14 protein-coding genes are annotated in these 11,020 nt (G+C 33.7%); 7 read left to right on the forward strand and 7 right to left on the reverse strand.

The annotated features are described in order from the left end of the window. Positions 1–115 precede the first annotated feature (115 nt). A complete protein-coding gene (locus tag ACJMLD_RS01770) occupies positions 116–886 on the forward strand; it encodes an SDR family NAD(P)-dependent oxidoreductase (RefSeq protein ID WP_303738758.1) in 771 nt (256 codons plus the stop codon). Positions 887–960: 74 nt separating this feature from the next. Further along, complete coding sequence (locus ACJMLD_RS01775; RefSeq protein ID WP_405267403.1) at positions 961–1,806, forward strand: HEAT repeat domain-containing protein; 846 nt, start codon at positions 961–963, stop codon at positions 1,804–1,806. On the opposite strand, the gene ACJMLD_RS01780 is transcribed toward ACJMLD_RS01775, so the two are convergent. After that, a complete protein-coding gene (locus tag ACJMLD_RS01780; RefSeq protein WP_405267405.1) occupies positions 1,807–2,634 on the reverse strand; it encodes a carbon-nitrogen hydrolase family protein in 828 nt (275 codons plus the stop codon). Between the two features lie 43 nt (positions 2,635–2,677). Then, positions 2,678–3,373, reverse strand: a complete 696-nt coding sequence (locus tag ACJMLD_RS01785; protein ID WP_405267407.1) for a zinc ribbon domain-containing protein — start codon at positions 3,371–3,373, stop codon at positions 2,678–2,680. Between the two features lie 89 nt (positions 3,374–3,462). Here ACJMLD_RS01785 and ACJMLD_RS01790 point away from each other — a divergent pair, with 89 nt between their 5' ends. Continuing rightward, entirely contained in the window at positions 3,463–3,942 is a 480-nt protein-coding gene (locus ACJMLD_RS01790; RefSeq protein WP_405267409.1) for a hypothetical protein, read from the forward strand. Here ACJMLD_RS01790 and nucS read toward each other — a convergent pair. Continuing rightward, entirely contained in the window at positions 3,939–4,721 is a 783-nt protein-coding gene (gene nucS, locus ACJMLD_RS01795) for an endonuclease NucS (RefSeq protein ID WP_405267410.1), read from the reverse strand. The two genes, ACJMLD_RS01790 and nucS, sit on opposite strands and share 4 nt — an antisense overlap. A gap of 183 nt (positions 4,722–4,904) precedes the next feature. On the opposite strand from nucS, the gene ACJMLD_RS01800 reads away from it, so the two are divergent. From ACJMLD_RS01800 to ACJMLD_RS01810, 3 genes are all read left to right on the forward strand, one after another. Next, positions 4,905–5,798 carry an alpha/beta fold hydrolase gene (locus ACJMLD_RS01800; protein ID WP_405267412.1) on the forward strand — a complete coding sequence of 298 codons (894 nt, stop codon included), beginning with the start codon at positions 4,905–4,907 and terminating at the stop codon, positions 5,796–5,798. After that, a complete protein-coding gene (locus ACJMLD_RS01805; protein ID WP_405267413.1) occupies positions 5,788–6,063 on the forward strand; it encodes a DUF5750 family protein in 276 nt (91 codons plus the stop codon). The genes ACJMLD_RS01800 and ACJMLD_RS01805 overlap by 11 nt, the downstream gene beginning before the upstream one ends. Positions 6,064–6,161: 98 nt before the next feature. Continuing rightward, a complete protein-coding gene (locus tag ACJMLD_RS01810) occupies positions 6,162–7,112 on the forward strand; it encodes a hypothetical protein (protein ID WP_405267415.1) in 951 nt (316 codons plus the stop codon). Between the two features lie 33 nt (positions 7,113–7,145). Here ACJMLD_RS01810 and nadA read toward each other — a convergent pair whose 3' ends face one another. From nadA to rnz, 3 genes are read right to left on the reverse strand one after another with little or no spacing between them, the layout of a single operon-like run. Then, positions 7,146–8,063 carry a quinolinate synthase NadA gene (nadA, locus tag ACJMLD_RS01815; protein WP_405267417.1) on the reverse strand — a complete coding sequence of 306 codons (918 nt, stop codon included), beginning with the start codon at positions 8,061–8,063 and terminating at the stop codon, positions 7,146–7,148. After that, positions 8,056–8,808: a mechanosensitive ion channel family protein gene (locus tag ACJMLD_RS01820; RefSeq protein ID WP_405267419.1), complete on the reverse strand. Its 753-nt coding sequence runs from the start codon at positions 8,806–8,808 to the stop codon at positions 8,056–8,058. Before ACJMLD_RS01820 ends, nadA begins: the two co-directional genes overlap by 8 nt. Positions 8,809–8,817: 9 nt before the next feature. Continuing rightward, positions 8,818–9,711 (reverse strand): ribonuclease Z, encoded by an 894-nt coding sequence (rnz, locus tag ACJMLD_RS01825; protein ID WP_405267421.1) that lies wholly within the window; start codon positions 9,709–9,711, stop codon positions 8,818–8,820. A gap of 68 nt (positions 9,712–9,779) precedes the next feature. Here rnz and nadC point away from each other — a divergent pair, with 68 nt between their 5' ends. After that, positions 9,780–10,604 carry a carboxylating nicotinate-nucleotide diphosphorylase gene (nadC, locus tag ACJMLD_RS01830; protein ID WP_405267423.1) on the forward strand — a complete coding sequence of 275 codons (825 nt, stop codon included), beginning with the start codon at positions 9,780–9,782 and terminating at the stop codon, positions 10,602–10,604. A gap of 2 nt (positions 10,605–10,606) precedes the next feature. Here nadC and ACJMLD_RS01835 read toward each other — a convergent pair. Then, positions 10,607–11,020, reverse strand: a 414-nt coding sequence (locus ACJMLD_RS01835) for a helicase-related protein (protein ID WP_405267425.1), incomplete at its 5' end; no start/stop codon positions are given.

The following is an 11,020-nucleotide window of genomic DNA, read 5'->3' on the forward strand; positions in this document are numbered from 1 at the left end:
TTCAATCATATTATTGATTTAATAGAATTCTATTAAATTTTAGAATAAAAATCATTAAATAGTTTAATTTAACATATATTTATACATAGGCTAATGCCTTAGGTGGTATAAAAAAATGAAAAACTATTTCGATATTAAAGACAAAGTTGCTGTCATAACTGGAGCTTCCTCCGGTTTAGGATGGCAAATTGCACAAGCATATGCAAGCCAAGGTGCTAAATTAGCATTATTTGCAAGAAGAGAAGAAAGATTACTTGAAAATGTTGCCGAAATCGAAAAAGAATTCGGAACTGAAGTAATGTACGCAGTATGTGATGTAGGTGACTATGACAGCATCACCGCAGCAGTTGCAAAAGTAATGGACGCATATGGAAGAATCGATATCTTAGTTAACGCAGCAGGTATGGGTAACAACAAAATGGTTACCGACCAATCCAATGAAGAATGGGAAAGACACATCCACATTGACTTAAGCGGTGTATACTACATGTGTAAAGCTGTCGGAGAAATCATGATTGAACAAGAATACGGAAAAATCATCAACATCGGTTCAATCCACTCCAGAGTAATCTTCCCAGGAGGAGGAATCAGCGCATACTCCTCAGCTAAAGGTGGAGTAATGAACTTAACCAAAAACTTAGCTGTAGAATGGGCTAAATACAACATTACCGTAAACGCAATCGGTCCTGCTGTATTTGAAACAGAATTAACCGTAGACTCCATTGAATTACCAGGATTCATGGATCTTATTGCAGCATACTGTCCTGCTGGACGTTTAGGTAAACCTGGTGAATTAGACGGTATTGCAATTTACCTTGCATCCGACGCATCCAGTTTCTGTACCGGTCAATTAATCTGTATTGACGGTGGATGGACTGCAATTTAAATAAGAGATTTTTTCTCTTATTTTTTTCTATTTTTTTTAAAAGATTATATATTCCTAAAATCTAATTTAATATCATGTCAAATTTAAGTTTTGAAGAAGCTATTAACAGTTTATCAGATGATGATGTTAAAGTTAGAAAAGAAGCTATTGAATCATTGGTTGGAATAACTGATGAAGAAGCTATTGAACCATTAATTAAAGCTACTACTGATGATAATGCGCAGGTCAGATTTAAAGCAGCCGAAATTTTAGGAAGCATGGGTGATGTAGCTGTTGATAAATTAATCGATGAATTTAAAAATGCAGAAGGCAAAGACAAAAGATTTTTAGCTTTTGCACTTAAAGAAACTGAAAACGAAAAGGTCATCCCTTATTTTGTTGAAGCAACTGAAGATGAAGATTTTGGTGTTAGAAAAGTTGCGGTACGTGCTTTAGGTGAACTTCAGGCAGATGATGTATTGGATGTAATTGCAAAATGCCTTGAAGATGAAGATTGGGGTGTTAAACTAGCTGCTGTTCAAGCACTGGGAGATCTTGCAAGTGATGAAGCAATCGGATTAATCAAGGATGCCAGAAAATCTGAAGATGATAAGGACTTTAAAAAGTCTTGCAATAAGGCTATCAAAAAAGCTGAAAAAAGACAAAAGGCTAAAGCATCCGGTAAATCAATTGTGAAAGTTATTCCAATGAGCACCATTAAGGAAATTGAGAAAACCAATCCTCAAAAGGCCATTAAGGAATATGAACGCTATGTTGAGGCAAAAGAAGCTAAGGATGCACCATATAAACGCTTATGTGTCTTATATAGGAAAGCAAATGACTATAACAATGAAGTTAGGGTCATAGAAACTGCTATTGAAGTATTTGATGGTACTAAAAAAGAGGATTACTTTAAAAAGAGATTGGCTAAATTGAAATAGCTATTTTCTTTTGACTTCATAGAGGTCTTCTCTTTTATTCTTTAAAAGGGGGAGCTCTTCTCTTATTCTTTTTATTTCACTTAAATCAATTTCAGATATAATCAAATTCTCTTTTTCATCGGCTTCGGCAATGATTTCTCCCCACGGATTTGCAATGATGGAGTGCCCGAAACTATGGTAGCTTGCTTCTTCATTTAGTGCAGGGGCAACGCCAACGCAATAAACCTGATTGTCAAGAGCCCTTGAGCGGAAAAGCAGCTCCCAATGGGCAGGTCCTGTTGTCATATTAAATGCGCCCGGATAAAATAGTATTAATGCTCCGTTTTCCACCATAATCCTTGCAAGTTCCGGGAAACGAACGTCATAACATATTCCGATGCCTATTTTTCCAAATTCCGTATCCGCAATTGTGACTTCGTCGCCGGCTGTCAAAACATCGGATTCTTTAAATGTAATCTTTCCTTTGACATCTATGTCAAAAAGATGCATTTTCCTATGTTTGGCCATTATGTTTCCCCGCTTATCAAAAAGATAACTGGTATTGTAAAGTTTGTCGTTCTCTTTTTCAGGAATTGATCCGGCAAGAATGTAAACGTCGTTCTTTTTAGCCAAATTGGAAATCTTATTTAAAGTAAAGCTATTGTTTTCCTCTTCTGCATATTCAATGAACTTGTCATTTGAATATGGGCAGTTAAACATTTCTGGAAGAACAATCATATCAACATTTTTTGATTTGCTTTGTTCAATCATAAAAGTAGCATTTTCAAGATTTTTCTCTTTATTGTCAATAACATTCATTTGACAAAGTGCAAGCTTAATTTTTGTCATTTTTAACACTTAAAAAATAGAAAAAGTATGATTTGAATCATACTTAAACAATATTTGCGGAATTCACCATGGAATTTATGTCATCGGTTGTGACGGAATTAATGGAATCTCCATCAATTTTGAATACATATAATTTGCCATCACTAAACATTGAAACAAATCTGGTGTAATCCCCATCAGCATTTTCCAATATAATATTTGATGCATTTCTGCCATCTATAGTGACAGTTTCAACAAGTTCCACATAAGAACCGGTATCCTGGGCAAAACTAAGTCTTTCTTGGGTTATTTCTTTAAGGGATTCTGCATCATTTGAAATATTATAATACTCTATAGTTGTATTTTCACCGTTTTTGAAAAATTTAGCTCCAGGGTGTTGATCATCAATTTCTTTAATTTCTTCCCAAGCTTTAGGATACTTGAATGAAAAGTCTCCTGCACTAAATTCAGCTAAATCAATAGTTTGAATTGGTGAAGAATGATTATTTGATCCTGTGAGAACTATTCCACAAATCACAATTAAAGTTATAAGCAATATTATTCCAATAATTAGTTTCTTTTCTTTTAAAATCTCAAGTGTACTTGGTTCATTGGAAGGTTTTTTAGGTTTAGGTTCTCTTTGGAAGATATCTTCTCCTTTAGAAGCAGCAGCTTTTGTTTTAGGGAATTTGTATCCACAATTTCCACAAACAGGAGCACCATCATAACTAGGATTTCCACATTCAGGACATTTTTTCACAGATTAACCTCCATTGAAATTGCATTTTTTATCTACAATATATAATAATGTTTTTATTATTATAAAAATATATTCATAGTTGTGATATTATGGTTAATGAGGACATTGTTAAAGTTAATGATATAAATTATGCAATTTATAAAATCGGAAAGTGGGAAAATGATTATGAAATCAACCAGATTGGGTTATCAAGAGAGATTCCCGTTAGCGAACCTACAGTATTTCATGTAAAATTTTCCATGGAAGAAATCAGGAATACAAAATTTGACATGTCTGATAAAAAAGTAAATGGTTTTGTGGCAATTGCAGAACAGCTGAATCCAAAAATCCAAGAAATGGATTTGGAGGATGTCATTGAACTTGAAGAAAAAGAATATCAAAATATCTTGAAAGAATTAGATAATCTAGAATTATTGGATAATGACGAGACAATTCCGCTAGACACTGAAGATTATCTAATTTATAAATTGGAAAAGGAACATCATCTGACCAAATCATTCCCGGCTAATGAATTCACAAGGCAATTTTATATCGACGAGTTGAAAAGAATTAAAGAAGCATTGGATTAAAACGCATCTAAAGTAACTTTCTTATCTCTTTTTAGTTCACGGGGAGGCTCGATTGATACAAATTCAATTCCCTCTTCTTCAATTAACTCCAATGCATCATCCATAATTGATGGCGCAACTAATAATCCTCGTATCTTCTTTTTTTGAGCTTTGCATTCTCTTAAATAATCATTATCTGTATTTTCTAAATCTTGCAGATATCTTCTAAGCTGTTTTACCGCAGTAACTCCGGCCTTACGGGCTTTCAGCTCAAGAACCATTAGATTATTGTCCTTGTCTTTTCCTAAAATATCGATAAATCCGTGTTCGACGCTATATTCTCGAGTGGTTGGGGTAAATCCTTCTTCTATCATATGGGGCTTTTCCATAATCATGTCGCTCATATCTTTTTCGTATCCTGCCTGCTCAAGTTCTTCAAAGTCTTCAATATTTGCATAACTGATAAACTGGATTTGCCTTATTTCCACTGTCAATAATTCCTTTGGAGTTCTTCTGTGGCTTTCTAAGAATAGATTGTCATTTTTAATGTAGCTTCTTGTTCTTGATTTGGGAGGCTGCCAATTTACAGGCTCCACTTTCTTTTCCTGATGGATTAAGAAAGCTCCGTCAGGTTTAATCATAATGATGCGTTCTCCCCAGTTTAGTTCGCTTAATGCTCGCCCTTCATAATTAACTTTGCAACATGCAAAAATCACTATTGTCGCTTTTTTGCGCAAAGCGTCCTGAACTAAATCATATGCATCGTTGCAGTTAGGTTTTTCTAGAATTTTATATTTCATCACAATAACATTGTTTAGTTTAATTTAAATATTTTTTTAAACAATTACTATATGTAATCTTAATTATCTGGAGGAATTGCAATTTACGATGAAGAATATTTTATTAATAGGAATGAATATTTCACGCTTGATTCTTTTGAATTTGAAAACGGTAAAGTTTTAGAAGACGTTAAAGTAGAGTATATGACTTTTGGAAATCCTATTCATGATGATAATGGGCATATTAAAAATGCCGTTGTTTATTGTCACGGCTCTTTAGGCAATTATTCTTCAATGAAAAAGATAGCTCCATTAGTTGGAAGCGGGGATGTTTTTGATGAAAATAAATATTTTTTCATTTGTTTATCTGCTTTGGGTTCTCCAGGTTCTTGTTCACCCTCAACTACAGATTTGAAAAGTAAATTTCCAAAATATTCCATTAAGGATGTCGTGAATTTCCAGAAAAAATTTCTGGCCGAAAAATTCAATATTAATCATGTTTTAGGGATGATTGGCATTTCAATGGGAGGTTTTGTTTGCTTGACATCTGCTATTGAATATCCTGATTTTGCAGACTTTATTATTTGTGGAGTAAGTAGCTATAAAGTAGCGGGACATGATTTTATTCTTTCCAAATTTGTAAATGAGATTATAGAATCTGATCCTGATTATAATAAAGGGGAGATGACATATTCTCTGCTTAGGACATTAAGGATAGCCAGTTTGGCGGAATTTAACTTTGGACTTTCTAAAGAAGCCTTAAGAGCCATGTCTAATATTGAGTTAAGTGCTGAATTTGAAAGCTTTGGAAATGAAAGCATTGAAACAGATATTTATGATTTAAAGTATTGCAATGAATCATGCATGTATTTTGATGTTGAAGAGGAATTGGATAAAATCACATCCAAAGTATTGGTTGTCGCCTGCAATCAGGACCCTCATTTCCCACCAAATCTGGATGCAATACCAATGTCGGAAATGATTAAAGATTCACAATTGTTAGTTATTGACTCAAATTTGGGGCATTTGTGCTTTAATGAAATCGAAAAAATCTCTAATGAGTTAAGAGAGTTTCTGGAGGATTTCGATGATTGTTAGGATTGTGGATTATGGTGATGAGAATGATTCCAAATTCATTGAATATCATGTTGAGGGATTATCAGATGCTCAGCTTGCTTTCCTTGATGAAAATTTGGAGGAAGAAACTGCTGTCGATGGGAATATCTTAAAGATTATGATGTATTTTGAAGATAAACTGTATCCTCTTCAGAGTGATATTGCAAAAATCAGACTAGATGATTTCATTGCCCGCGAAGAAATAGAAATGAATGTTTTCTTGTCTAGCTTTCTAGAAGATATGTGATTTTTGCATAATCAAAAAATATATATTGCATTAGGCCATTATTATTATTAAATGGTTGTGATATTATTACTTATACTGTTAAATATGGCGCACATATTATGGAATCTTTTGAATTTGAATCCGGAAGGGTTTTAGAAAATGTTGAAGTGGCCTATTTCACTAGCGGGGTTCCAAAATATGATGATGAGGGAAATATCATTAATGCAATCATATATTCCCCAACACTTCAAGGTCAATATTCTTTTTTTACACAGTATAAGGATTTAGTAAACATTGACCAAATTAATAAGGACGATTATTTTTTTATTAGGATTTTTTCCCTAGGAAATCCCCGTTCATGTTCTCCATCAACAACCGATTTAAGATATAATTTCCCTAATTATACCTTTAAGGATCGTATTAACTTTAAGAAACAATTTTTAGCTGAAAAATTCGGCAATATCAAAAAACTTTTTGGCATAATCGGTGAAGGAGTAGGAGGATATGAAACTCTTACATGGGCATGTGAGTATCCTGATGATATGGAATTCATAATTGTTTTAAACGGTTCCTATAAAGTTTCAGGATATAGTTATGTTATAGCCAAATGTATTGATGGTATAATTGATTCATCCGATGATTTTTATTCAGATATTTATGATGCATCTTTGTCCAAAGCGGTTGTTATTATCAGCAGATTGATATTCGCAGGTTATTTTTCAAAAAATGTGTTGGAAAACCTATCTTCTGATGAATTGGATGTTTTCATGGAAGATTATATTGATGATACGTTATCTATGGACATTTATGATTTTAAATTCCGTAATGATTGTATTTTAAAATATAATTTGGAAGATAAAATATCTAATGTCAAAGCCAAAGCACTGATAATTGGTATGGAGGGTTATTTATTCAATAATGTTGAAACGCAGGTTATCCCTTTAGGAGATTTTATTGAAGATTCAAAATTGGTAATATTCCACCCTAAAAGACAGAGTTACTATGAAGATGAAGACTATTCGATGATAATTTCTGAATTACAATCATTTTTAAATCGAGTAAAGAAATAAAAAAAGTTTAAGCTAGTTAAACTAGCTTTGATTTTATTTTGAAACATTAAGCATATGTTCAACTGCTTTTCTGGATTTGTCAGCAACATCTTTTGGCAATGTGACTTCAGGAGCTTCATTAACAAGGGAGTCTCTGATTTTTTCTAATGTATGCAGTTTCATTGTATTGCAGATTGCTCCTTCAAGTAAAGGATATAATTTTTTGCCAGGAACTTCTGCATTGATTCTTGTAATCATGTCAATTTCAGTCCCTATAACAAATTCTTCTTTGTCACTTTCTGCAATATGTCTTAACATTCCGCCTGTTGACATTACCACGTCACATGCTTTTTGAACTTTCATATCACATTCAGGGTGGCAGATTATTTCTGCATTAGGGTATTGTTCTCGTTTAAGTTCAACATCTTCAACATGGAATAGTCTATGTACGTAACAGTGACCATCTTTAGGAACAGGTATGATCTCTTTGTCAATCTTGTCTGCAACATGTGTTCCTAAGTTTTTATCAGGCCCGAATAAAATTTTATCATGAGGTAAACTTTCAGCGACTTTGACTGCATTGGCGGAAGTACATAATGTATCTGCATGCTGTTTTGCTTCAGCAATACTGTTTACATAAAGGATAACTCCTGCATCCGGGTGTTCTTCCTTAGCTTTCAATAGCACATCTTCATGCAGCATATGTGCCATAGGACATTCGGCTTCTAATGTCGGAATGACAATCTTCTTATCGGGATTTAGTATGAATGCAGTTTCGGCCATGAAGTCCACACCACAAAATATGACTAAATCTTTGTCATCGATTTCAGAAGCTTTTATACATAGTTCTAGAGAGTCTCCAAGGAAATCTGCAATTTCTTGCACTTCTTTTGGTTGGTAGTTGTGTGCAAGGATTATCGCATTTTTTTCCTCTTTTAATTTTAAAATTTCTTCTTGAAGAGAGCTATTCATCTTTCTCACCCATCTGTGTATATTTTCTTATGTCATTTGTTATAATTAATTTATATTTGTCTTTACTATTAAATTCTTTTACCCAAAATGACACTTTTACCTGACTTTCTTCAAAGGTTATTCCTTTAGCAAAGACATCCGGCTTTGGATTGTCAAGTATGCCGTCATATTCGGAAATCTTTTTAGTGATGTAATCCTTAAATTCTTCAATGTCGACGTTTAAGGCAAGTCCTGCTAAAATATCCACTCTGAATTTTTCTTGAGGTTTAAATTGTAAATAAGGGGTGTTAGTCAATGTTGAATTAGGTATTATGTCTCTAACACCAATATCGTCAACAATAGTTGTTGATCTGAGACTAATCCTCTCAATAATTCCTTTTTTGTTATTTATTTCAATAGTATCTCCAACTTGAATACTTTTTCCGATAATCAGGATTATTCCAGAGAACAGATTTGATATGATGTCTTTGGCAGCAAAACTCACGGCAATACCCACTATTCCTAAACTTAGAAGGGTTCCTGCAAGATTAATGCCAAAGAATTGTAAAATTATCATCAATGCTATAAAATAGATTATATAGTTGATTATGTCCCTTGCAAGATATATTGCAGCCTTATTCTTATGAAAACGATCCATTTTATTCATCAGATAAGCAACCAATCTTGTAATCAGGGTTGCGACAATAATCACTATTAAAATGTAAATGAGTATCATTGGATTTTCGGGGGGTACTAAAAAATTCATTCTACACTCCTAGACATCAATTTTCATAAAATCTTTTGCCAATTTTGTATTTTCAAAAATGTCTTTTGCCTGTTTTAGTAATTCATCAGTTTTAGTGTATCTTGTACTGAAATGAGTTAATATCAGTTCTTTTGAATTTGATGCTTCGGCAATTCTGGCCGCATCGGCAGATGTCGAATGGAAATTTTCTTCAGCCTTGTCTGCATCTTCAGTTATGTAAGTCGATTCATGGATAAGAATTGTTGAATCTTTTGCAAATTCCACCATTTCTTCACATGGGGTGGTATCTCCTGAATAAGTGATTTTATTTCCTTTTCTTGGTGGTCCAAGCACTTGTTCGGGCTTGATTATTTTACCATCAACTTCAACCTCTTCGCCATTATGCAGGCGTCCGAAGTCGGGGCCTACTGGAACACCTAGTTCTATTGCTTTTTCTCGTAGAAATCTTGGTTTTTTAAGCTCTTCGACAGAATAGGCTAAACATGGAACATGGTGGTTTACCTGCTGTGATTTAATAATGTAATCTTCTTCTGATTCAACAGTTCCAGAACCAATTTCAATAAACTCAATTGGGAATTCAATTTTTGAATAACCTAAGCTGAATAATGCATTTCTTAAGTCATATAATCCTTCAGGACCATATATTGTTAATTTGTTTTCCCTTCCTCTGAAATTCATTGATTGAATCAAGCCCGGAAGGCCCAAAATATGGTCTCCATGATAATGGCTTAAAAATATCTTTGATATTTTCATAGGGCTTACTTTTGCAAATATCAGCTGTCTTTGAGTTCCTTCACCACAGTCAAACAAGAAAGTTTCACCAAATGCCTTTAGAATTATTGCAGGGTGATTTCGAGTATAAGAATGCACTGCAGATGAAGTTCCTAAAAATATTATTTCCATGTAATCACTTATTTTATATTATAAAAATAGTATATATTAATATTAATTATTAAATTTTAGGTGATTTTTTGGATAAAATTATTGAATATATGCTAGAAGAAGATAAAGGATTTGGAGACATTACTTCAAATGCCGTTGTTGAAAAAGATAAAGAAGTTAATGCATATATTATTTCAAAAGATGAAGGAATCCTGGCCGGTATCGATATTATTCGTGAAGTTTTGGAGGAGTATGGCGTTAATGTCACATTTTGGTTAAACGATGGTTGTGAAATCTCTAAAAATGATTTGATAATGTCTATGAAAGGAGACGCTAGAACAATTCTGCTTCTCGAGAGGACTGTACTTAATTTATCAATGAGAATGAGTGGTGTGGCAACTGCAGCTCATTATTATGCCAATTTGGTTAAGGATTATGATGTTAGAATTGCTGGAACCCGCAAGACCTCTCCGGCAATAGCCAAATTCGATAAGTATGCTTTAAAAGTTGGTGGTGCCGATACTCATCGTTTCAGTTTGGATGATATGGTGTTAATAAAGGATAACCATATTGCAGTCTGCGATTCCCCGCTTGATGCGCTCCTAAAAGCAAAAGAAAACACCAGTTTTTCCAAAAAGATAGAAATTGAAGTAGAGACTTTAGAAGATGCAATAGAATGCGTACGGAATAAGGCAGATATTGTCATGCTTGATAATATGAGTGGAGTTGAAGTTAAGGAAGTCATTGATGAGCTTGAAAAACTCAATATTCGTCAAAACTCATTGATTGAAGTGTCAGGTGGGATTACTGAAGACAATATTCTAGACTATGTTGAATATGGTGTGGATATCATTTCAATAGGTGCTTTGACCCATTCATCCAGAAGCCTGAATTTTAGTTTAAGAATTGAATGAGATCATAATCTTAATGATAATTTTTCTTTCAATTCTTCGTTGCTCATTTCAGTAATGAAAGTTTCATCGCTGCTGATTGCTTTTTCAGCAAGATTTAGTTTATTTTTACTCATTTCATCAATTACTTCTTCAAGAGTTCCTTTTGTGATGAATCTATAGACCATAACGTCACTTTTTTGCCCAATGCGATGTACACGATCCGTTGCCTGATTTTCTATTGCGGGATTCCACCACAAATCATAATGGATAACATTTTGCGCGGCAGTCAAGTTCAATCCCACTCCGCCAGTTTTGAGTGTTGCAACCAGAATTTTATAATCTTTGTTTTCCTGGAAATTGGAAATTATTTCGTCTCTTTTTTGCTGTGTAAGTGAACCGTGCAGGAACAAAACATCCGTTTTTAACTTCTTTGAAAC

This window comes from Methanobrevibacter sp., from assembly GCF_045112895.1.
Taxonomy (GTDB): domain Archaea; phylum Methanobacteriota; class Methanobacteria; order Methanobacteriales; family Methanobacteriaceae; genus Methanocatella.

Bases quoted from the DNA above. Each gene is read 5' to 3' on its own strand.
- ACJMLD_RS01770 (WP_303738758.1), top strand. From the start codon at position 116: ATGAAAAACTATTTCGATATTAAAGACAAAGTTGCTGTCATAACTGGA.
- ACJMLD_RS01775 (WP_405267403.1), top strand. From the start codon at position 961: ATGTCAAATTTAAGTTTTGAAGAAGCTATTAACAGTTTATCAGATGAT.
- ACJMLD_RS01780 (WP_405267405.1), bottom strand. From the start codon at position 2,634: ATGACAAAAATTAAGCTTGCACTTTGTCAAATGAATGTTATTGACAAT.
- ACJMLD_RS01790 (WP_405267409.1), top strand. From the start codon at position 3,463: ATGGTTAATGAGGACATTGTTAAAGTTAATGATATAAATTATGCAATT.
- nucS (WP_405267410.1), bottom strand. From the start codon at position 4,721: ATGAAATATAAAATTCTAGAAAAACCTAACTGCAACGATGCATATGAT.
- ACJMLD_RS01800 (WP_405267412.1), top strand. From the start codon at position 4,905: ATGACTTTTGGAAATCCTATTCATGATGATAATGGGCATATTAAAAAT.
- ACJMLD_RS01805 (WP_405267413.1), top strand. From the start codon at position 5,788: ATGATTGTTAGGATTGTGGATTATGGTGATGAGAATGATTCCAAATTC.
- ACJMLD_RS01810 (WP_405267415.1), top strand. From the start codon at position 6,162: ATGGAATCTTTTGAATTTGAATCCGGAAGGGTTTTAGAAAATGTTGAA.
- nadA (WP_405267417.1), bottom strand. From the start codon at position 8,063: ATGAATAGCTCTCTTCAAGAAGAAATTTTAAAATTAAAAGAGGAAAAA.
- ACJMLD_RS01820 (WP_405267419.1), bottom strand. From the start codon at position 8,808: ATGAATTTTTTAGTACCCCCCGAAAATCCAATGATACTCATTTACATT.
- rnz (WP_405267421.1), bottom strand. From the start codon at position 9,711: ATGGAAATAATATTTTTAGGAACTTCATCTGCAGTGCATTCTTATACT.